General features: G+C 63.4%; 17 protein-coding genes and 2 pseudogenes. 9 read left to right on the forward strand and 10 right to left on the reverse strand.

Features of this window, described 5'->3' with window-relative positions:
- Positions 1 to 183 precede the first annotated feature (183 nt).
- The gene (locus tag MU516_RS16635) at positions 184 to 1266 is read left to right on the forward strand and encodes an FAD-dependent oxidoreductase (protein WP_260278395.1); all 1083 of its coding nucleotides are present in this window, start codon (positions 184 to 186) and stop codon (positions 1264 to 1266) included.
- On the opposite strand, the gene MU516_RS16640 is transcribed toward MU516_RS16635, so the two are convergent.
- Positions 1257 to 2183 carry an endonuclease/exonuclease/phosphatase family protein gene (locus MU516_RS16640; RefSeq protein WP_260278396.1) on the reverse strand — a complete coding sequence of 309 codons (927 nt, stop codon included), beginning with the start codon at positions 2181 to 2183 and terminating at the stop codon, positions 1257 to 1259. The genes MU516_RS16635 and MU516_RS16640 overlap by 10 nt on opposite strands.
- 244 nt (positions 2184 to 2427) lie before the next feature.
- Here MU516_RS16640 and MU516_RS16645 point away from each other — a divergent pair, with 244 nt between their 5' ends.
- Complete coding sequence (locus MU516_RS16645; RefSeq protein WP_260278397.1) at positions 2428 to 3096, forward strand: DUF3047 domain-containing protein; 669 nt, start codon at positions 2428 to 2430, stop codon at positions 3094 to 3096.
- On the opposite strand, the gene MU516_RS19375 is transcribed toward MU516_RS16645, so the two are convergent.
- The 4 genes from MU516_RS19375 to MU516_RS16665 all read right to left on the reverse strand — a co-directional run bounded on the left by MU516_RS19375 (position 3093) and on the right by MU516_RS16665 (position 6682).
- Positions 3093 to 3383, reverse strand: coding sequence for an ATP-binding cassette domain-containing protein (locus MU516_RS19375; RefSeq protein WP_425606877.1), 291 nt, complete (start codon positions 3381 to 3383; stop codon positions 3093 to 3095). The genes MU516_RS16645 and MU516_RS19375 overlap by 4 nt on opposite strands.
- Positions 3384 to 3446: 63 nt before the next feature.
- Positions 3447 to 3713, reverse strand: coding sequence for a hypothetical protein (locus tag MU516_RS16655; RefSeq protein WP_260278398.1), 267 nt, complete (start codon positions 3711 to 3713; stop codon positions 3447 to 3449).
- A 213-nt stretch (positions 3714 to 3926) separates the two neighbouring features.
- On the reverse strand, positions 3927 to 4532 hold the full coding sequence (locus MU516_RS16660; protein ID WP_260278399.1) for a CDP-alcohol phosphatidyltransferase family protein: 606 nt from the start codon (positions 4530 to 4532) through the stop codon (positions 3927 to 3929).
- The gene (locus MU516_RS16665; protein WP_260278400.1) at positions 4529 to 6682 is read right to left on the reverse strand and encodes an FAD-dependent oxidoreductase; all 2154 of its coding nucleotides are present in this window, start codon (positions 6680 to 6682) and stop codon (positions 4529 to 4531) included. Before MU516_RS16665 ends, MU516_RS16660 begins: the two co-directional genes overlap by 4 nt.
- 411 nt (positions 6683 to 7093) lie before the next feature.
- On the opposite strand from MU516_RS16665, the gene MU516_RS16670 reads away from it, so the two are divergent.
- The 6 genes and pseudogenes from MU516_RS16670 (at position 7094) to arsJ (ending at position 12374) form a co-directional block, all read left to right on the forward strand.
- Entirely contained in the window at positions 7094 to 7426 is a 333-nt protein-coding gene (locus tag MU516_RS16670) for an ArsR/SmtB family transcription factor (protein WP_260278401.1), read from the forward strand.
- A gap of 46 nt (positions 7427 to 7472) precedes the next feature.
- Positions 7473 to 8519, forward strand: a complete 1047-nt coding sequence (gene arsB / locus MU516_RS16675; protein WP_425606878.1) for an ACR3 family arsenite efflux transporter — start codon at positions 7473 to 7475, stop codon at positions 8517 to 8519.
- Positions 8516 to 9229, forward strand: a complete 714-nt coding sequence (gene arsH, locus MU516_RS16680; protein WP_260278402.1) for an arsenical resistance protein ArsH — start codon at positions 8516 to 8518, stop codon at positions 9227 to 9229. Before arsB ends, arsH begins: the two co-directional genes overlap by 4 nt.
- A gap of 74 nt (positions 9230 to 9303) precedes the next feature.
- The gene (locus MU516_RS16685; RefSeq protein WP_260278403.1) at positions 9304 to 10125 is read left to right on the forward strand and encodes an arsenate reductase/protein-tyrosine-phosphatase family protein; all 822 of its coding nucleotides are present in this window, start codon (positions 9304 to 9306) and stop codon (positions 10123 to 10125) included.
- Between the two features lie 3 nt (positions 10126 to 10128).
- On the forward strand, positions 10129 to 11133 hold the full coding sequence (locus MU516_RS16690; RefSeq protein ID WP_260278404.1) for an ArsJ-associated glyceraldehyde-3-phosphate dehydrogenase: 1005 nt from the start codon (positions 10129 to 10131) through the stop codon (positions 11131 to 11133).
- A pseudogene (arsJ, locus tag MU516_RS16695) lies at positions 11130 to 12374 on the forward strand (organoarsenical effux MFS transporter ArsJ). Before MU516_RS16690 ends, arsJ begins: the two are co-directional and overlap by 4 nt.
- Before the next feature lie 241 nt (positions 12375 to 12615).
- Here arsJ and MU516_RS16700 read toward each other — a convergent pair.
- The 5 genes from MU516_RS16700 to MU516_RS16720 all read right to left on the reverse strand — a co-directional run bounded on the left by MU516_RS16700 (position 12616) and on the right by MU516_RS16720 (position 19582).
- The gene (locus MU516_RS16700) at positions 12616 to 15834 is read right to left on the reverse strand and encodes a hypothetical protein (protein ID WP_260278405.1); all 3219 of its coding nucleotides are present in this window, start codon (positions 15832 to 15834) and stop codon (positions 12616 to 12618) included.
- A 118-nt stretch (positions 15835 to 15952) separates the two neighbouring features.
- Positions 15953 to 16234 carry a hypothetical protein gene (locus MU516_RS16705; RefSeq protein ID WP_260278406.1) on the reverse strand — a complete coding sequence of 94 codons (282 nt, stop codon included), beginning with the start codon at positions 16232 to 16234 and terminating at the stop codon, positions 15953 to 15955.
- A gap of 74 nt (positions 16235 to 16308) precedes the next feature.
- Entirely contained in the window at positions 16309 to 17349 is a 1041-nt protein-coding gene (locus tag MU516_RS16710) for an HlyD family secretion protein (protein WP_260278407.1), read from the reverse strand.
- Between the two features lie 14 nt (positions 17350 to 17363).
- Positions 17364 to 18911, reverse strand: a complete 1548-nt coding sequence (locus tag MU516_RS16715; RefSeq protein ID WP_260278408.1) for an MFS transporter — start codon at positions 18909 to 18911, stop codon at positions 17364 to 17366.
- Positions 18912 to 19138: 227 nt separating this feature from the next.
- Positions 19139 to 19582, reverse strand: coding sequence for a MarR family winged helix-turn-helix transcriptional regulator (locus tag MU516_RS16720; protein ID WP_260278409.1), 444 nt, complete (start codon positions 19580 to 19582; stop codon positions 19139 to 19141).
- 667 nt (positions 19583 to 20249) lie between these two features.
- On the opposite strand from MU516_RS16720, the pseudogene MU516_RS16725 reads away from it, so the two are divergent.
- A pseudogene (locus MU516_RS16725) lies at positions 20250 to 20998 on the forward strand (hypothetical protein); the annotation flags it as partial.

The following is a 20998-nucleotide window of genomic DNA, read 5'->3' on the forward strand; positions in this document are numbered from 1 at the left end:
CACGTGCAGGGGCTGGACCGTACGACCCAAGTCTGGCCACAGGCAGCAGCAAGGCTGAAAGGAAATGTTACGATAAGGCGGCGCATTCGAATGGACCTTTCACCGGCGGCTTCTTTCCATCCTGCGCCGTTCCCATCAAATCCTGTCTTGACGGCAAAGACTCTTGCCGAGCAGGAATCACAGATGACATCCGATGATGATCCCCGGATCCTGCTTCTGGGGGCAGGGCATGCGAACCTGCTGGCGGTGCGTCTGTTGCGTGCGGAATTGCCGCGGGCCCGCATCACCGTGATCGACGCTGCGGCGCAGGCAAATTATTCGGGGATGTTTCCCGGCTATGTCGCCGGTCACTATTCAATCGACGAAATGCGTGTCGACCTCACGCGATTTTCCCGATCGCACGGGATTTCGTTCGTTCAGGGCTGTATCTGCGGGATCGACCCGATCGCCCGGAAGGCAATCCTGCAGGACGGCACGCGGATCTCCTATGACCTTGCGGTTCTGGACGTGGGCAGCCACGGCACCATGCCAGAGATACCGGGTTTTTCCGACCACGCCATTCCCATCAAGCCGCTTGACGGATTCAGCGCCCGGTTGCGGCAAACGCCCGCGACGATCCCCGCAGCCATCATCGGCGGCGGCGTCGCGGGCGCTGAAATAGCCCTTGCCCTGCGCCATCGCGGGGCAAGCCAGGTCACGGTGATCGAGGCGGGATCCGTCGTCGCGCAGGCATTGGGGCTGCGGGCGCGCAGATATCTGGCGGCGGCGCTGCACGGATCTGGTATCCGCATCGTGACTCGGGCCCGGATTGCGTCGGTCCAGAACGACGCGGTTCTCTTGTCGAATGGCACACGCATCGCCTCTGGCCTGACAATCGGCATCGCGGGTGCGCGCGCGCACGGCTGGATGAGCCTGACCCTTCCCGTGGACAGCGCGGGATTCGTCCGCGTGACCCCGACATTGCAGGTCGAGGGACACGAGGCGCTGTTTGCCGTCGGTGACTGTGCCGCGATGGTGCATGCACCGCGCCCCAAGGCGGGCGTCTTTGCCGTTCGTCAGGCGCCGGTTCTTGCCGCGAACCTTGTCGCCGCGGCATCCGGCAAGCCCATGCGCCGATATGACCCGCAGCAAGATTACCTCAAGATCATCTCGCTGGGGGGGCGAAACGCTTTGGCCGAATGGCGCGGGCTGACCCTTCGTGGGGCGTGGCTGTGGCGATGGAAGGACAGGATCGACCGGCGCTTCATGTCCGAACTTCAAAACTGATCGCAACGCGCCGCGCCGGGAAGGATCTGGGCCAGCACCGGATAGTGGTCCGATGGCCATTGCTTGTCCGGCCGCGACCGGATCGCGACTGGCCGATCAGTCAGCCGGGCGGCGCAGTCATGCAGGATGTGGTCGATCGCGCCAAAGAGGTTCAGGCCACGGTTGAAGTGAAAGCTTGACCCGCGAGCGGGCGTCAGGACCAGTCCCGCGTCCGTCAGGATTCGGGCTGTCCGGCTGCCCGCCAAGGCGTTCAGATCACCGGCCAGGATGACATGCTCTTGCGCCTTCAGCCATGGTGCGATGCGCGCGGCCACCAGCCTGGCCGATTGTAGGCGATTTCGCGCACTGCGGAAGTCGAAATGGACGCTCACGACTCGCAGCCGCTTTCCCGTGCTGCGATCCTGAAACCAGGCCCAGGATGCAAAGGCCGGATAGGATCCATTGAAGGTCCGCGAATAGATCACGTCGGGTGTGTCCGAGAAAAAGAACCACCCCTGGTCAAGCAACCGCAGACGGTCCGTTCGATAGAAGATCGGTTGCGTCGATGGAAATTGCCGCCAGTCACCGCTGGCAGCGACCGAGAAATCCGGCATCGCAGCCTGCAGGTCGTCGCGGGCCAGGTTGACGGCACCGTCATCGTCATGGCGAAAGCTCTCCATTTCCTGAAATGCGATCAGGTCTGCGTCCAGGTCTTGCAGCACCTGTGCCATGGCCACGCGGCGCCGATGCCAGCCCTGAATCGACCAGGGGCTGTCATGCCGGGCATCAAGAAGAATGTAATGTGTGTTCATGGTCACGATCCGAAGGGCGCCGTCGACGCGCTTCGGAGGTTCCCCGCCTCGTGCGTTCCATGCCATCAGCGCGACGGCCAGCAGCGCAAGAAAGGCCGGAAATGCAAGGTATAGACGCGGGCGCATGGCCTATCAGGTGCAGGAAGTCCGTTCATGTCAATTCCGTGACGACGATCCGCTGTCGTCAGCCCGACGCAAGAATGCCGAACCCGACGGCTGCCAGAGTCGCAGGACGAGTCATCCCTTTGTCCCGTGCGTCGCCGTTTGAGGGATCGCCGCGACAGCTACATCGTCACGATTCCGTGGCTGGTGCAACATTGCCGCGCACCGATAGGATGACGGCATCGACACGCCAAGCAGGAGAGCCAACATGCAGCGTCGCTCATTTCTGGCCACGGCAGCGGCCATGTGTGGAATCGGCGGCGCGTCTGTCGGCGACGCCCAGCAGGCCACGCGCATCCCCTTTGACAATGCATGGCGTGCAGTCAATTTTCCACGCCTCTCGCCAACCCGCTACGGGCTGGGGGGCGGAACCCTCTCGATTGCGGGGGATGCCAGTTCTTCGCTGATCTACCGGGCGGTGCCCGATGCGGCACACGGCGCACGGACGGCGCAGTGGGACTGGAGCGTGACGCAAACCGTGCCGCCCACCGATCTGGCTCGCAAGGGCGGCGATGACAGAAACATCTCTGTTTATTTCGTGTTCATGCCGCGACAGGCGGCAAGCCGATTGTCGCCGGACACGTCTCCGCAGCGATTGCTGTCCAATCGTTCGGCGCGAACACTGATATATGTCTGGGGTGGCGATCGTCGCGAAGGCGCGATGATCGCAAGCCCCTATCTGCGCGGCCGTGGTTTCACGATCGCCCTGCGGCCTGCAGGCACCGGAAGGGGTCGGGCGCAGGTCGACCTGGCCCGCGATCATGCCGCCGCATTCGGCACCGAACCCGAAATTCTGGTCGGGCTGGCGGTTTCGGCCGACAGCGACGACACGGACAGTCAGCTGCGCGCCAGTGTGTCGAACCTCATCCTCGGCTAGGTCAGCGCGACCACCGGCCCGCCCGCAGCGTCTTCTTCCTGCCGGTCGTGGGACACCAGCAATGCCGGAATGCGGCTGCGGCGGATCGTCGCCAGTACAAATTCCCGGATGTCGTGGCAACGCCCTGGATCGAGCGCCGAAAACGGTTCGTCCAGCAGCACCGCCTTGGGAACTGCCAGCAGGGTGCGCATCAACGCCGCCCGTGCGCGCTGCCCGCCCGACAGCCTGGCCCCGCGCACCCAGCAAAGGCATGTGTCCGAAGCCCGCCGGCACGCTGTGGACCACACGGATCATCACCGGCAAGATCACCGCAATGGCGATCGCCGCACCGCTGATCCCGCGCAGAGAGATCACCGCGTATAGCGGTCTTGCCATGCTGCGGTCAGCCGCGTCATCCAATCGGGGTGCGGTTCCGCCAGAACGGTCCCCAGATCCGACAGCGCAGGCAACGCGGGCGCGGTCGGAAGGGCCGCGAACGCGGCCTGACCCGTGGCATCCAGCTTCGCCGGATCCAGACCGAGAACGACCCCAAGACTTCGATATTCTGCATTCGTGCCTGCGCGGCGGGCGCCAGCATGGCATCGGCCCGGCGTCGGCGGTATCGGCAATCGGGACATGCTGCAGCGTCACGCCTTGCCGTTCCAGAACCTTTTCGCCCACCGACGTATGAAATCACTGGTGCGCTGGTCTCCGCCCCAGGCGTGGAAGAAGACAGTCTGGCCCCGAGCCTAGTCCAGCGTCTGTTGTCTGCGACAGGACGACGGTCACGCTCAGCATCGGCGCGGCGGCGGTCAGAATGGGGTTCATCGAAGTCTCCGGTCCTATGGAGGTCAGTGGAAGGCGGTCCAGCCCTGATGCCAGCGCAGGATGGTGGTCACACCGCAGGCTGCGGCAAAGATCCAGGCCAGTGTCGGGAAGGATGCGGGAAACAGGCACATGGCCAGAAACAGCATGATCGTTTCGAACCCCTCGGTAAGCCCGCCAAGATAATAGATGCCTTTCGTGCGAAAGCCTGTTGCCTGATCGCCGCGCTTGGCGGCGATCGCGGCGAAGGCCAGAAAGGATGATCCGGTGCCGACAAAGGCCGCGATCAGCACCGCGGCGGGCAATCCGTTCTCGGTCGGGTCGTGCAGCGCGAAGCCCACGGGGACCAATGCGTAGAAGACGAAATCCAGCGCGATGTCCAGAAACGCGCCGCGGTCGGTCGGTCCATGGATGCGCGCCACAGCCCCGTCCAGCCCGTCCATGATCCGGTTTGCGGCAATCAGGGCAAGCGCGGCCGACCACCAGCCAAAGGCCAGCGCGGGGATCGCCAGCAAGCCAATCGCAAAACCCATGACGCTGAGTGTATCGGCTGTGACGCCGCGCGCCGCCAACAACACCGCAGGCGGGCGCAGGACAGCGTGTTGCAGGGGTTGCAGTCGCGCGTCGATCATCCGCGCCTCCAATCGTGGAACCGTTTGACGATTGCCAGCAGGCGGGCGTTCACATGCGCCCGTCTCCAGTCGCCGGCAACGGCCTTGTTCGCTTCCGCCCAGGTCGGATAGATGTGGATGGTGCCCAGCATCTTGTTCAGCCCCAGCCCGTGTTTCATGGCAAGGACAAACTCGGCGATCAGATCACCGGCATGATCCCCGACGATGGTGACCCCCAGGATGCGATCCTTGCCCGGAGCGGTCAGAACCTTGACGAAACCATGCGCCGCACCGTCGGTGATCGCACGATCCAGTTCAGCTAGGTCATAGCTCGTGACCTCGACAGGGATTCCCTTGTCCTTCGCCTCGGTCTCGGACAGTCCGACACGCGCCACTTCTGGGTCGGTGAATGTCGCCCAAGGGATCACACGGTAGTCGGCCTTGAACTTCCGGAAGGTGCCGAACAGCGCGTTGACGCTGGCGAACCAGGCCTGGTGCGACGCGGTATGCGTGAACTGGAACGGTCCCGCGACATCGCCTGCGGCCAGGATGTTGGGAAACCGCGTTTCAAGATAGTCATTCGTTTCGACCGTCCGGTCACTGATGATGCCCAGTTCTTCAAGACCGAACCCGTTCAGGCGCGCGCTACGACCCACCGCCACGATGATCTGGTCGAAGGCAATGCGGCGGGCGTTGCCGTCATGCTCGACCTCGATCCACTTCTCGCCGGTCTCGTCCACGCCGCATGCCATGGCCTTGTGCCCGGTCAGCACCGACACCCCGTCGGCCTTGATCGAGGCGGTGACCAGTGCCGAGGCGTCGGGGTCTTCGCGCGTCATCAGCCGGGGGGCCATTTCGACCTGGGTCACGCCCGAGCCGAGCCTTGCGAAAGCCTGTGCCAGTTCGCATCCGATGGGCCCGCCCCCCAGGACCACCAGACGACGCGGTGCCTGATCGTGGCCCTGAAGTCTTGTCCAAAGATTGTCCGAGGTCAGCGGGTCTACAAGTTCAAGGCCCGGCAGCGGCGGGATGAATGGGCGCGCGCCGGTTGCGATGATGATCGCGCGCGTGGTCAGACGCTGGCGGTTGCCAGCCGAATCGGAAATCTCGACCGTCCACGGATCGATCAGGCGAGCGTGACCCTTTCGCACATCGACCCCTAACCCTGTATAGCGTTCGACGCTGTCATGCGGGGCGATATCGGTGATGATGCGCTGGATGCGATCCATCACCGACCTGAACGGAATGTCGGGGGCCGTGTCGGTCAAGCCGTATTGCCCCGCCTGGCGCATCTGGTGTGCCAGGGTCGCGCTGCGGATCAGCGCCTTGGACGGCACGCAGCCATAGTTGAGGCAGTCGCCCCCCATTTCGCTGGCCTCGACCAATGTCACCTTCGCCTTTGTTGCCGCGCCGATATAGGCCGCGACAAGTCCTGCGGAGCCTGCGCCGATCACCACCAGATTGCGGTCGAACCGCTTGGGCCGCGTCCAACCGGCATAGACGCGCCTGCGCTGCCACAGGCCCAGAACGGCACGGGCGATCCAGGGAAACACCGCCAGCAGGGCGAACGACGCCAGCAGCGGGGGCGAGACGATGCCGGACAGGCTGTCCAAGGCCGCGAGTTGCGTCCCGGCGTTCACATAAACCGCCGTGCCGGCAAGCATGCCAACCTGGCTGACCCAGAAAAATGTCCATGCCCGGATCGGCGTCAGCCCCATCAGCAGGTTCACCGCAAAGAACGGCACCACCGGGATCAGCCGGAGCGAGAACAGATAAAAGGCACCGTCGCGCGCCAGTCCGGCCTCGATCCCCCCGGCCCGCGCGCCCAACCGCGCCCGCACCCAGTCTCGCAGCAGATAGCGCGATGCCAGAAACGCAAGCGTCGCGCCGATGGCCGAAGCAAACGACACGATCAGCAGACCGGTCCAGAACCCGAAAAGCGCCCCTGCCGCCAGCGTCAGCCAGACGGCAATGGGCAGAGACAGCGCGGTCACCGCGACATAGAACGCCAGAAACAGGGCTGCGACAACGAATGGACGGCTCTGCTGGACCTCTCGGATCGCGGCCAGACGGTCGCGCAAGAACTGAAGGTCGATGTCCTGACCGGAAATCAGCCACAGCCCGGCGGCGATCAGCCCCGCGAGGGCAATCAGCAGGACAGGTTTCTTCACATCGATTCCTTCATCTCATTCCGGGCCGGACCTTCGGCAGCACTACCTGCAAGGTCTGCAAACAGATCATGTTTGTTACAAGGCTCCGACGGAATTGGGTTCACGACCGCGTGATTTGATTGGTACTGCCATCGCGGCGGTCAACGAAGCCGCAACAAATGCAGGGCGGTCTGGATGTCACCAAACAGGCGAACGATACTGGTTCGCGGCATGGTCCTCTTGCGGCACGATTGAACCAGTTCTGAAGCGCTTCATTGACGTCGAACACCAGAATCGGGCGCCGTTGGCCCGGCGGTGCCGGCTGTCTCAATGACGAATCATGGACGTTTTTTCCCTGCAGTCCAACTAACGGGATTTGAACCGCAAAGCCCGAAAGCTTGATCCGCCCATAACTTCGACGTATCATGAAGTATGGATAACTTTCAAACACTGGCCGCGCTGTCGGCGCTTGCTCAAGACACCCGGCTGGACGTCTTCCGCCTTCTTGTCAAAGCCGGTCCCGAAGGTCTGGCCGCAGGCGAGATCGCGACAGCTTTGGACGTTCGGCCAAATACTCTGTCGAACAACCTCAACATCCTGTCTGCGGCGGGTCTGGTGCGGTCCGCGCGCGAGGGACGCTCGATCCGCTACTTCGCCCGGATGGAAACGATGCGAGCACTGCTTGCCTTCCTGTTGGAAGACTGCTGCGGGGGGCGGTCCGAACTGTGCCAGCCGGTTCTGGACCAGATCGCCTGTGAATGCTGACTTCAGCATGACCAAAAATACCCAAAGCCGAACCACGATGAGTGACATGATACAGCACCCGGCCAGTCCGTTGGGCGCCTTCGAACGCTGGCTGACCCTGTGGGTTGGGCTGGCCATGATCGCGGGGCTTGCCTTAGGCGTTCTGGCGCCGGGGTTGGTTCAGGCCGTCGCGATGGCCGAAGTGGCTTCGATCAACCTTGTCGTCGCCGTGCTGATCTGGGCGATGGTCTATCCGATGATGGTCAATGTCGACTTCGGCGCCGTGGCCGGTGTTGCGCGACAGCCCAAGGGCCTGCTGATCACCTTGACCGTCAACTGGCTGATCAAGCCCTTCACCATGGCGCTGCTGGCGGTCCTTTTCTTCGACCATGTGTTCGCCCCGTGGATCGCGCCCCAGGATGCGCAACAATACATTGCCGGCCTGATTTTGCTGGGCGCGGCGCCCTGCACGGCCATGGTCTTCGTTTGGTCGCAGCTGACCCGCGGTGACGCGACCTACACGCTGGTGCAGGTCTCGGTGAACGACATCATCATGGTGGTTGCCTTCGCGCCCATCGTGGCGCTGCTTCTGGGCGTGACCGAGGTCGTGGTGCCGTGGCAGACGCTGGTGCTGGCGACCATCCTCTATGTCGTGCTGCCGCTTGCGGCGGGTTTGCTGACGCGCCGCGTGCTTGGAAGCCCCGCCCGGATCGAGTTATTTTCGGCGCAGGTGAAACCCTGGTCCATGATCGGGCTGATCGCCACGGTGGCGATCCTGTTCGGACTGCAGGGGCAGACGATCCTTGATCGACCAGTCATCATCGCCCTGATCGCGGTCCCGATCCTGATCCAAAGCTACCTGATCTTCGCCATCGGCTACAGCGCGGCCTGGCTGATGCGCGTGCCGCACCGGATCGCAGCACCCTGCGCGCTGATCGGCACCTCGAATTTCTTCGAACTGGCCGTCGCCGTCGCCATCAGCCTGTTCGGGCTGAATTCGGGTGCGGCGTTGGCGACGGTCGTCGGCGTGCTGGTCGAGGTGCCGGTCATGCTGTCCCTGGTCGCCTTCGCCAACCGGACCCGCGCCCGTTTCCCGACGGAGACCACAAGATGACCGACGACCTGCCCGCGCTGGAACGCGGCCTGTTGCCCGGCGGCCTCGTTCTGCCCGAAACGACGGAACCCGGCCATCCGCCGCGCATCCTGATCCTCTATGGCTCGCTGCGCGAACGCAGCTTTTCGCGCCTCGCGGCCGAGGAGGCGGGGCGCATCCTGGCCCATCTTGGGGCCGAGGTGCGGTTTTTTCATCCGTCGGGGCTGCCCTTGGTGGATGACGGCACCGATGCTGGCCACCCCAAGGTGCGCGAACTGCGCGAGCTGGTCGCATGGTGCGAAGGGATGGTCTGGTCCAGCCCCGAACGGCACGGCGCGATGACCGGGTTGATGAAAACCCAGATCGACTGGATCCCCTTGTCCGACGGCGCGGTGCGCCCGACGCAGGGCAAGACCCTGGCCGTGATGCAGGTCTCGGGCGGATCGCAAAGCTTCAACGCCGTCAACCAGATGCGCGTGCTAGGCCGCTGGATGCGGATGCTGACCATCCCCAACCAATCCTCGGTTCCGAAGGCTTTCCAGGAGTTCGATGAGGCCGGCCGGATGCGCCCCTCACCCCTCTATGATCGGATCGTGGACGTAATGGAGGAACTGGTCCGCTTCACCCTGCTGACTCGCGGCAAGGCGGGCTGGCTGGCCGACCGTTATTCCGAACGCAAGGAAAGCGCGGCAGAACTTATGGCGCGGGTGAACCTGTCGCAGGCGACCTGAGCGCAGCGGGGTGGTCATCACCGCGTCATGAAAACTTCACTGGACTGCACCATAATTTCATCTATTCCGGAATTATGGAAGTAATTTGTGCCGCCGAATCCTTTGCCACGCTCGGCCATCCCGGCCGCCTTGCCGTCTTTCGACAGCTGATGCGCTTTGCCCCGCGCGGGGTGCGTCCGACCGAGATCGCGCAGGCCCTGGGGTTGAAACCGAACACGCTGTCCCATCGCCTGTCGGACTTGACGGGCTGCGGGCTGGCACGGGTGCAACGCGACGGTCGGTTCCTGCTTTACTCGGTGGATCTGGACCGGACCGAGGCATTGCTTGGCTATCTGGCGCTGGATCTGGGACAGGCGCGACCCGACCTGATTGCGCCCATCACAAAGGAAAGACCCATGTCGGGGATATTCAATGTCCTGTTCATCTGCTCGGGCAATTCCGCCCGTTCGATCTTTGCCGAGACGCTTTTGCGCGATCTGGGTGGCGCGCATTTTGCCGCCTATTCAGCGGGCACGCGCCCCGGCACCCAGCTGAACCCCTTTGCGCTGGAGGTGTTGGAGCGCAACGGCCACGACGTCAGCCGGATGCGGTCCAAGCACCTGTCCGAATTCCAGTCCGAGGACTCGCCGCGCATGGATTTCGTCTTTACCGTCTGCGACACGGCGGCGGCCGAGGAATGCCCGCCTTGGCCCGGCCAGCCAATCACCGGCCATTGGGGCCTGCCCGACCCGGTCAAGGCCAAGGGGACCGACGCCGAAAAGGCACTGGTCTTTGCCCAGACCTATGGCGCTTTGCGCCGCCGGATCGAGGCCTTCGTGGCGCTGCCGATGGCCAGCCTTGACCGTATCTCACTGCAGAAACGCGTCGATGCCATCGACACTGACGCCAAGGACTGACCCATGACGCGCATCGCCATCAACGGCCTCGGCCGCATCGGCAAGCTGGCGCTGCGACGCCTGATCGACGAAGGCATGGGCGCACAGATCGTCCTTCTGAACGACCTGGCGGGGGATGCCGAACAGCATGCCCTGCTGATGGAGTTCGACAGCGTCCATGGCCGCTGGCCCGTCGCCGTCAGCGTCGATGGCGATGCACTGGTCCTGGACGGGCACCGCATCCCGCTGATGCGCGCGCGCACGATCGAGGCACTGCCGCTGGAGGGCGTCGATCTGGTCATCGACGCCACAGGCACCTTCAAGACCGAGGCGAAGATCGCCCCCTATTTCGCCGCCGGTGTCCGCAAGGTCGTGGTCAGCGCCCCGGTCAAGGACGGGGGCGCGCTGAACCTGGTCTATGGCGTCAACCACGACCTTTACGATGGCAGCCAGCGCATCGTGACAGCGGCCAGTTGCACGACGAATTGTCTGGCACCGGTGGTCAAGGTCATCCACGAAGCACTGTGCATCCGCCACGGCTCGATCACGACGATCCATGATGTGACCAACACCCAGACCATCGCGGACCGCCCGGCCAAGGATATGCGCCGCGCCAGATCGGCACTTGCGAACCTGATCCCCACGACCACGGGCAGCGCGACGGCGATCACGCTGATCTATCCCGAGTTGAAGGGCTGCCTGAACGGCCATGCGATCCGGGTTCCCCTGCTGAATGCCTCGCTGACCGATTGCGTCTTCGAGGTGGGGCGCCACACCACCTCGGACGAAGTGAACGCGCTGCTGCAAGCTGCCGCCGAAGGGCCTTTGGCGGGGATCCTCGGCTATGAGACGCGGCCCCTCGTCTCGACCGACTATGTCAACGATCCGCGCAGTGGAATCGTGGATGCGGGATCGACCATGGTCGTGAACGGCACGCAGGTGAAGATCTACGCCTGGTATGACAATGAATGGGGTTATGCTTGCCGCCTGGTCGACATCGCCCGCATGGTCGCGGAGCGGATGGCATGAATGGACTTCGCGCCTACGCCGCCGTAACCGCAGCCTACTGGGCCTTCATGCTGTCGGACGGCGCGCTGCGCATGCTGGTCCTGCTGCATTTCAATGGGCTCGGCTTCTCGCCGGTGCAGCTGGCGTATCTGTTCTTGCTCTACGAGATCGCGGGGATCGTGACCAACCTGACGGCGGGCTGGCTGGCCGCGCGCTTCGGGCTTGCCTCGACGCTGTATGCGGGGCTGGGCATCCAGATCGTGGCGCTGGCGGCGCTGGCGCAGCTGGACCCGGGCTGGACGGTGGTCGCGTAGGTGGTGTTCGTCATGGCGGTGCAGGGCGCGTCGGGGGTCGCCAAGGACCTGGCCAAGATGTCGTCGAAATCGGCGGTGAAGGTTCTGGCGCCAGCGGATGGCGGCCTTTTCCGCTGGGTCGCAGCACTGACCGGGTCCAAGAACGCGATCAAGGGCGTTGGCTTCTTCCTCGGCGCGGCACTTTTGGCACTTGCGGGGTTCCAGGCGGCAGTCTGGGCGATGGCATCCGTCCTGGCCGTCATTCTGCTGTCGGTCGTGCTTTTCATGCCCCCGGGCCTGCCCGGTCGGATGAAGGGCGCGGACAGCTGGTCCGGCTGGCGTTCGACGGACCAGCGGGTGAACCGGCTGTCGCTGGCGCGCATGTTTCTTTTCGGCGCGCGGGACGTGTGGTTCGTCGTCGGCATTCCGATCTATTTCCAGGCGGTCCTGTCGGATGGCACCGCCGAGGGTCGGCGCGCGGCCTTTTTCCTGGTTGGCGGCTTCATGGCCGTCTGGATCATTCTTTACGGCGGGGTGCAGGCAGCGGCACCCCGCATCGTCGGCGGGTCGAACCGCCCCGACGACGCGGTGACCCGCGATGCAATCCGGTGGGCCGGACGCCTGGTGCCGATCCCCTTCGCGCTGGCCCTTGCGGTGCTGGTGGCCGGTGATGCCGCGCCCTGGCTGACGGGGCTGCTGGTTCTTGGGCTGCTGGGCTTTGGCTATGTCTTCGCGATCAATTCCTCGGTCCATTCCTACCTGATACTGGCATTCGGTCAGGCCGAGCGGATCACGCGCGATGTGGGCTTCTACTACATGGCCAACGCGGCGGGACGCCTGATCGGCACGCTGCTGTCGGGGATCAGCTATCAGCTTGGCGGACTGCCCCTGTGTCTGTCCACCGCCGGGATCATGGCCGCGGCCAGTTGGTGGGCGATGACGCGGGTGAGCCATTCATCGCCAGAATAGACAGCAACCAAGTCGGTATCGTCGCCGCATTTCGCAATTCTGATGGAATGCGGAGGCCAACCAGAATCGACCCAAAACCGGCCTGTCGCCCGACGTTTCAAGGGCTTGGAACATCGCGCCGGCGCAGTCACGCCTCGCAACGCCCGGCGATAGATAACGGTTTACAGGGGCGGACCGGATCACCCCTGCAATCTCTGCCATTACCGGCAGACAGACTGTAACCGGCGGGACGCCAGCCAGGTCAGATGGGTTGACGGCAGGATTGCAGGTTTCGGTTCACGCTGCGGTCCAGGAAGCTGATCTGCCGGTAATGGCGCGGCGGATCCGCCCTGACATAGCGTTGCAGATCCTCTGACGCTGCTTCCAGAACCGTCCCGGAACAGCGGCAATAGGCACGCGTTTCATTCATGATCATGCCATCATCCAGCGCGCGGATACAGATATCGGCCATGCTTTGGGCCGCTGCCGGAATGTCTTTTGCCGGATCTTGAACATAAAGACGGATGTTCTCGAACATCGTGCGAAGTTCCGGCCCGGTGCAATTCAGACTATTCAGCAGGATCTGCGCATCGCCGTCGGCCATCAACATGATTTCATCACGCCGCATCGCCTCTGCAACCGCCGGCCCAGGATCCGCAAGCGTCTGCAGCCCCTGCAGAAGATTTTGCAGTCCCTGCGCCGCCATCTGATCCCGACTGCCGGTCAGCGCGTCAAGATCGATGAACTGCCCCGCGATCAGGCGCGGAAGGTCAGAGGGAAGCGCAGCCGGGCAATAGGTGTTGAAGGTACCGGTCAACTGCTGGAGGTAGATCATCGTCGTATCGCGATCGGCCCGATAGGGCACCATTCGGTCGCCGCTCAGAAACGCTGTCAGCAATGCATTGTTTCGCAACCCGGCCAGGCCCCCTTTGGACAGAGCGGGGTCGGCTTGCGGCGCGGTGTGTTCGGCGGGCAGGCTGGCAACGGCCGCGGCCAGAAGATCACCTGCCTTTCTGTCATAGAGGGGCCAGAGCCCTTGCGCCTCCGCCCCCTCAAGCGCAGAGATTTCCTGGAAGACCGGGCGAAGACCGGCGATCTCGGCGACATCGTCAAGCCGATCCCGAAGCGTTTGCAAAGCGTCCTGTTTCCTGCGCGCGGCCTGTTCGGCAAGTGCGTCCAGCCGACTGGCGATGACGGGATAGACGCGCAGATCGGCCGCCCCGGCAGCTGCGGCATCGTCGATGGTGCCCGCCACCTCGGCCGCGCGGGGTTGCAGCCGGTCGCGCCATGCGTCCCGCGTTTGCGCGGGCGCTGTCGCAAGGATCTGCTCGGCCCGTGACAGGGCCGCAATGCCTGAGGGTTCCCGACCGTCGGCCAGGGCCGTCAGCCAAGCCTCGTTTTCCGATTGTTGCGCCTCGTCCTGACGTGCCGCGATGCGATCCGCGACACGCGTCCGATCACCTGCGGTCAGATTCGACAAGGTCTCGCTTTCGGCGCGAAGGGCCTGCAACGCCGTGGTCATGCGGTCATCGACGGGCAAAGCCGCGATCCGGTCCAGCAAGGGCGCAAGCGCGGCGCTGTCCCGTTGCGCCAGCGAGACGGCTGCGCGGAATCGCTGCGCGTCGCTTGCAAAAAGGTCGCTGTTCCGGTCAAGGCCGAACGCGGCATTGATGACCTTCGAAAAGAACGGTAAATCCTGTCGAAGGTCACGACATTCATCCCTCAGGGGTGCCAGCAGCGCCTGGCCTACCTGGGGCGAGGCGCGCAAGCGGTCATAGGGCAGACCCATGAAAGGCGTGAACTTGTCATCTGCAAAAATCGCCGGCCAACTGGCGAAATCCTTGTCATGAGACATGCTGGCTTCGTCGGGCTGCAACTGTGCCGCCCATTTCCGCATGGACGTGCAAAGGGCGGCGGGGGGTGCCGCACGAAGCTGGTCTTCACCCATGGCGACGAAGGCAAAGTCTTGTGGACCGTCAGCCGGTGTGACGGTCAAGGGCAAGGGCGTTTCGGCCAATGCCAGCGTGACCGGCTGGCAAAGATCGCCTGCGAACCGGATCTGCAATCCATCGTCCTGCCTGACCAACTGCGCGGGAACACCGAATTCGTGACCCTGTCGACGCACCACATTTTCCAACAGGCGGGCCGACAGCGTTCCGTCGGCCCCGGCCGCGATCTGCAACTTTTGCCATGCGCCGGGAATGAAGCCTGTCACCTCGGCATAGCGGAACTCGGCCGCGCCGTCGCCCATCGACAGATCGGCCAGGTCAAGCTGCATGATCTGATCCTCGCCGTGACATTGGCCGATGCCCGTCCAGGTGCCGGCCAACCCGGTCAGCGCACCCGTTTCGATCAGCCCGGCCGTAACCGGCGTGTCGTCCGTCTGTTCCAGAGAGACCGGGCCGCATCCCTCGATCTCACCGGCCATCTTGCGCCCGTCCGGTGCGATCCGCAGCGTGACGGGCAACGCGCGATGACCGCTTGGCTGCTTGACCCAGCCAAGGGGATACAGGCGCACCTCGCCCGGACCGGTCGCCTTGACCTGAAACTCGATCTCGCCATCAAAGCCGGGGGTGGGACCGGCCTCGCGATAGCGCCAGCGGACAAGCGGGAACCCGGCGGCCGGATGGCGGGCAAAGCCCAAGTCAAGCGCCATCTGCGCCCCGCATTGATATTCCCCCTGCCAAGTTCCGCCGAAGCCGGATTCGGCCAGCTGCGCAGCCTCGGCCAGCGCCATCTGCGGTTCAGGCAGCGGCGCGCGCGCCAGGTGAAAGTCGCTGCAACCATGCCGCAGCAGCGCGCCATTCTCGATCCGCAACCCGTCCCGGGACAGCGTCGCGCCCGAGATCTGAGCCATGCCATAGCGTTCGAACGGCTCTGATTCCGGGCTGTCGGGTGTGATCGCAACCGTACGGGAAGGTTCGGTGTAGTTGACGATCAGCGGCCAGCGCCCCGTTCCGCCCGCGTTGTCACCATCGACCAGCGTCACATCCATCGCGCCAAGGTAACTGCCGCCGGGACCAAGCCAGAGCCGCGTCGATATCTCGGCAGCGCCGTCCGGGCAGACATAGCCGCCCTGCCACTCTCCGGCCAGGCCGTATCTTTGGGCAAAGGCGATTTCCCTGTCGGATCCGGGCGCCCGATCTTCTGTCCACATCCCTTCCGCCGCAAGCTGCGCGCGGGCAAGCAGCGGATCGCCGGCACCCTTGAGATGCAGACGAAATTCCGTCGCACCCGGCACGCCCTGAAAACTCAGCGCCGAATCCGTCTGGCCTGAAATGTACTGAAATTCGTCATATTCGCCCTCTGGCGTATCGGGCGGCACCAGCGTGACCCAGTAGGTTTGGGCCGGATCCAGATCCGACACCGTGACGCCGAGACTGGTGTCAGCGGCGTCGGCCTCGGTCTGGATGCTCGGCTCGGCAGCCGCAGCGCCGGGAACCAGAAGTGCAACAGCGAGGAAAAGAAGCGCGCGGAACATGATGCTTCCCGTATTTGATCGGGATAAGTCTAACATGCGCTGGCGCGATCCATCCAGCATATCGTCGTGCAGATACGGCGAATGGCAAGGACGGTGCGCTGCGATGCAGCACTCGGGCCTATTTTTCAATCCAGCGAGCGCCGGAGGTAACGAGGCGCGGAAGGATGCGACCAGCTAGGAATCCGGCTTGATCGCAATCTGCGGCGAAAACAGTATCAGGCCGGTCAGAGAGCCCTTTTCCGCGGGCATGATCGAACGTCTCATCGACATCGTTCTGTTGGCAGAATGATTCAATAATCGGTGTCAAACCCCGGGGTCGCCACGGCGGGATCATATTAAAGGGCTGATAAGGAATAATATCTTTTGAAGGCCCGTTTTCAAAGATACTCTCTTCTTGCATCTGGCTTCCACAAGCCTCTCAGCCAGATATTCTGAACGCACAGAAAATGACGCATGCTTGTCATCGCTGGCACGCTACGGGTGCATTGTCACTCGGGCCACCACAGACATGCCGGGCACCAGGCGATCGGTAAGTTTCTGGTCCGGGTCGATGGCGATCCGTACCGGCAGCCGCTGCGCGATCTTGATAAAGTTTCCGGTTGCGTTCGAACTGCCGAGCACACTGAACTCAGAGCCGGTCGCGGGGGAAAAGCCCTCGACATGCCCGCTCATCTGCGCGCCACCCAGGGCGTCCACCTCGACGCTGACCGGCTGACCTACATACATCCCGGCAATCTGGGTCTCCTTGAAGTTGGCGATGATCCATTTGCGGTCGGGCACCAGCGCGGCCAGACGGGTGCCCGGCGTCACGTACTGGCCGGCCCGTGCCGAAATCTCACCCAGCTTGCCGCCTGCAGGCGCGGTGATGCGGGTATGATCCAGGTTGATCCGAGCCAGATTGACGGCTGCCTGAGCCTCGGCGACCTCAGCCACGCGCGACTGGCGTTCGGTTGCGACCGAGTCCACGCTCTGGCGTGCGGTCTCGGACTGTGCCCGGGCCTGCCGAAGCGTGGCCTGTGCCTGGTCGAATTGCAGCTGCCGGTTCTGGATGTCACGCTCGGTGATGGCACCGCTGCTGCGCAGTTCCGTGGCACGATCCAGCTCGGCTCGGGCCACTTTCAATGCGGCCTCTGCGGACTCGACCCCCGCGTCTGCAGATTCGACGTCCGCGGCGGCAGAGAGGCGCTTTTGCCTGGCGCTCGCGAGTTGGGCACGGGCAGCTTCCAGATGCGCGTTTGCCTGAGCGAGCTGCTGGTTATACGTGGAATCGTCCAACCGGATCAGCAGATCGCCCTTGTCGACCCGGTCAAAGTCGCCCACGACAACCTCTGCGACTTCACCTGCCACCTGCGGAGCAAGAAACGTCACCTTCCCGCGAACATAGGCGTCTTCCGTGATTTGCGCAGTCGGTTGGAAAGGCGGCAAACCCCAGGCATAAAGGACGCCCACGGTGCCCAGAATGCCAATGGCTTCGGCAAGCAGGGTTGCGACATGACGGGAGAATTTCGAAAGCATCCAATAACCTCTTTTCAAGCCGCCCGAGCCGTTGGTGCCTCAGACGCAAGTGTCCGCGTGCCAGTCTCAGTGTCGGCCTGTTCTGAGGCGACCTCGCAGCGACGTTGCTGCCAGGTCCTGATCGCTGCGTGGCCCAGAAGCAGAGCCAAGGCGGCGGTCGAAGCCGCGGCGATCATCAGAAAAGCGTCGTTATAGGCCATGACAGAGGCCTGAGACTGGACCTCTGCAGCCAGCCGTGCAGCTGATTGAGCGGATCTAACCGCCGGGTCCATGATCTGCGCCGACAACGCTTTGCTCGTGCTTGCAAGACGCTCGGCCACCAGCTGATCGGTCGCAGGCAACGCCGCCGATAGTTCCTGAACGTGAAGCTGCTGACGAACCTTCACATAGCTGGAAAAGATCGCGCCGCCGAAAATACCGCCCAGCTTCTGAGTCGTCAGAAAGACGATCACGAATGTCAGAATGTAATTCGGTCCCTTCGCTAGGGCTGACATCAGACCCGACAGCATCGCCGGCGGCAGAAACAGAGCCGAAGCAAGTCCGACCATCGCCTGCGACATGTACATGTCGGAGGGCATCGTCTGCGCGGTGGAACGCGCATCCATCAGAGAGCCCGCGATCAGAAGGGACAGGGCCACGGTGTGGAACTGGAACTCGCGACCCGGCTTCAGCAGAACGGCGCAGATCGCGCCGCCCAGAAGGGTGGCCCCCATGACGACCAGCCAAAGGCCCTGCATCTGGGCATTGAGAAGTCCCATCGACCGGAACAGACCGGCCATGCCAGAGGTCTGTTCGCTCAGCACCAGCCTGAACAGCAGGATGGCGGCCGTGAAGTGCAGTATTGCGGGGCTGGCAAGCCAACGGATATCCAGAAGCGGCTGCTTGCGGTTGAGTTCGATGCAGGCAGCGACGGCAAAGGCCGCGATTCCGGCGGCGATCAGCACGCCCAGCCAAGCTTGTTCCGTCCACCAATAGACCGGGCCGGTCACCGCCGCCACGGCAAGACACCCGAAGCTGATGGCGATGAAGAGAAAGGAAACCACGTCGCCCGCCTCGATCTTCATCGGCGTCGGAGGGGTTCGCAGCGGCAGAAGATAGATCAGTCCAAGGCCGATCGTGGCAAGCGCGACTTCCATGCTCGTCAGCGCGTGCCATAGCCCGATATCAAGAAGATGCGGCGAGATCAGTCGGGTGGCAGGCGACCCGATGAAGATGAAGGTCAGGGCCGCCGACAGACCGACATTCATCTTCCGATGCGGCGGCAGCGGTTCCAGCATGTAGAGAAAGGCCAGGGACGTCATGGGCGCGGCGGCGACGCCGGACAGGAATCGCACCGCGATGTTGGCGCCGAACCCCTCGGCCGAAAAGTTGAGCAAGGCAGCGATGACGAAGCCGACGATCGAGATTTCCGCGAACCGGCGAATCCCGAACTGGCCACGGATCTTTATCAGCGCCAGCGTCAACGAGACGTTGGGCGCCATGTAGGCTGCGGTCAGCCAGGCAGTCTCGGCCTGGGTCGTGGCGAAAACGCCCTGCAATTGCTGCGCGTTTGCCGAAATCACTGATTGCCCAAACCCCTGCGCGAGCGCGAGGACAACAGAGGTCGCGAAATAACCGCACGCGCGCAGCGGTGGCATCGTCAGGCCATGTGGTTGCGCCTTGGCCGATTGGGGTTGGGAATCGGACCCTTCCGATGCCGGTCCCTCACCAGTCACGCGGGACGTCGGCACCGCCGGTTGCTGCGGGGACCGTTCTGCTGCGGTCCCGGAAGAGAGGCGTTCGCGATCCGTCATCGGCCCGCTTCCGCCACATTGGCAAGCATGCGGCAGAGAACCCGGTTCGTGACCTCTAGATCCTTCTCAGGGATTCCGGACAAGACCTCCGCCCGCAACTGCTCTGTCAGCATCAGGACGGCTGCGCACTGGTCCTGTGCGGCCTCGGTCAGGACGATATGGCGCTGGCGGCGGTCGCCGGGCACAATCTCGCGACTCACCAGTCCCTGGGCTTCCATGCCATCGATCATCCGCGCCATGGTCGGCCGCTCCACCTCCATCGCCTCGGCAAGATCGGCTTGCGTCAGCGGACCGCTTCGCGACAGGTGAAGCAGCAGGCGCGCCCGCGCCTCGGTCAGGCCATGCTCGCCAGAGCGGGCATCGAAAAGCGTGCGGAGCTTTCGTGCCAGCGAACCAATCGTGCGGAGAATATTTGCTTCGGGGCGTTCGGGATGGGACATCTGACAAAATAGCATGCTAATAGATAGCAATGCATCTAGGTGGGGTACCGGAAGTTTGCAAGGTGCCGATAGATCGTCTGGCGTCAGCACCCGCTGGACAGACCTTGCAGACCGCATGAGAAATCGCCGAGGGCTTTGATCGTTGCGAAGGTGGTTCATGCCGCGACCGTCTCGAAGATATGCGCCGTGCTCTCGTTGTTCGCCCATCCTCGGCCCCGTCCATGAGGGCGGCTGTCGATCATCACTCCGTCTTTGGGGCGAATTCAGTCAGCGCGTCGCGGTTGATGCAGACGCGTCATGGCGCTGAACGCGATGTTGGAACGGCCCGCGTCCCGTGCGTAGCGGTCTGCTTCCTCAGTGCGCCAGCGCCGGTGACTTCGGGTGAAGTCTTCAAGAAGCGCACCGGCAAGCGCTTGGTCACAATAGGCAGTTGGCATCGGCAAGCACATCCGGGCAGGGACGGTTCGCTTGACAGCGTGCCGACGAAGTGCATAAGATGCCATACTAAAGAATGTGTCCTTTATGATGGCCTAGGAAGAGTCTTTTGGCCAAGAAGCCAAGCCATATGCCAGCCCAGCAAGATCTCCCTCGCGACGGGGTTGCTGGGCAGAATGCAGAGCCGGTTGGCTCAGCGGCTGCGGTTCGCGGCACGTCAGGCGGTGTGGGCTTGGCGGCAAGCGCCATCGGCATGGGGCTTGCCGCGCAAAGTGTCGGGCAAGATTTCACGATCGATCTTGCTGCCAGCCTGAAGGTCGTCGGCGAGGATGCCACCCAAGAGGATATCCAAGCGCCAGAAAACAGCGATCAGCCTGGCACGGATACCTTGGCCGCTCAGGAGACGAGCCCGGAGGCGATGGATATCGCCGGGTCGGCCAAGCCGGATCTCAATGTTCTTCCTCAGGATTCAGCGGACGCGCTCAACGCTGCAACACCTACCTTTGCTCCGCCCCTTTCTGGCCGCGAACATAAAGGTGCCGGCGATCAGCAGATTACGACCGCACGAAACACAGTCCCCGAACAGAACGACGCATCATCGCCGTTCCAAGGCGCGGCGGCCGACAAGGCCGCCGCGCCAGAATTCGTTCGACCGATTGAAGGCAGATCCGAGATTGATCGGACCCCGCCATCGCAGCCCGAAGACACCAAGACGCGCAATGAGAGTATCGGAAAACTCGCGCCGGAGAACGGCGATGGCTCCGATGTGGAAACAGCCACTGATGGAACGACAGGCGTGGTCGAAGCGGTCCTTGATCCGGTTCTTGGCCCCGTCGGCGATCTGACGGACGACCTGTTTGGACAGGACGGGCTGGTTGGCGGTGTGCTGGACCCGGTTCTGGGTGATGACGGGCTGGTCGATAGCGTCCTTGATCCGGTTCTCGGTTCGGTCGGCGACCTGACGGACGGTCTGTTGGGACA

It is taken from the genome of Paracoccus maritimus (assembly GCF_025195095.1).
GTDB lineage: Bacteria > Pseudomonadota > Alphaproteobacteria > Rhodobacterales > Rhodobacteraceae > Paracoccus > Paracoccus maritimus.

Coding starts and splice junctions, on each gene's coding strand:
- MU516_RS16635 (WP_260278395.1), top strand. CDS start 184: ATGACATCCGATGATGATCCCCGGATCCTGCTTCTGGGGGCAGGGCAT.
- MU516_RS16640 (WP_260278396.1), bottom strand. CDS start 2,183: ATGCGCCCGCGTCTATACCTTGCATTTCCGGCCTTTCTTGCGCTGCTG.
- MU516_RS16645 (WP_260278397.1), top strand. CDS start 2,428: ATGCAGCGTCGCTCATTTCTGGCCACGGCAGCGGCCATGTGTGGAATC.
- MU516_RS16655 (WP_260278398.1), bottom strand. CDS start 3,713: ATGTCCCGATTGCCGATACCGCCGACGCCGGGCCGATGCCATGCTGGC.
- MU516_RS16660 (WP_260278399.1), bottom strand. CDS start 4,532: ATGATCGACGCGCGACTGCAACCCCTGCAACACGCTGTCCTGCGCCCG.
- MU516_RS16670 (WP_260278401.1), top strand. CDS start 7,094: ATGGATAACTTTCAAACACTGGCCGCGCTGTCGGCGCTTGCTCAAGAC.
- arsB (WP_425606878.1), top strand. CDS start 7,473: ATGATACAGCACCCGGCCAGTCCGTTGGGCGCCTTCGAACGCTGGCTG.
- arsH (WP_260278402.1), top strand. CDS start 8,516: ATGACCGACGACCTGCCCGCGCTGGAACGCGGCCTGTTGCCCGGCGGC.
- MU516_RS16685 (WP_260278403.1), top strand. CDS start 9,304: ATGGAAGTAATTTGTGCCGCCGAATCCTTTGCCACGCTCGGCCATCCC.
- MU516_RS16690 (WP_260278404.1), top strand. CDS start 10,129: ATGACGCGCATCGCCATCAACGGCCTCGGCCGCATCGGCAAGCTGGCG.
- MU516_RS16700 (WP_260278405.1), bottom strand. CDS start 15,834: ATGTTCCGCGCGCTTCTTTTCCTCGCTGTTGCACTTCTGGTTCCCGGC.
- MU516_RS16705 (WP_260278406.1), bottom strand. CDS start 16,234: ATGCAAGAAGAGAGTATCTTTGAAAACGGGCCTTCAAAAGATATTATT.
- MU516_RS16710 (WP_260278407.1), bottom strand. CDS start 17,349: ATGCTTTCGAAATTCTCCCGTCATGTCGCAACCCTGCTTGCCGAAGCC.
- MU516_RS16720 (WP_260278409.1), bottom strand. CDS start 19,582: ATGTCCCATCCCGAACGCCCCGAAGCAAATATTCTCCGCACGATTGGT.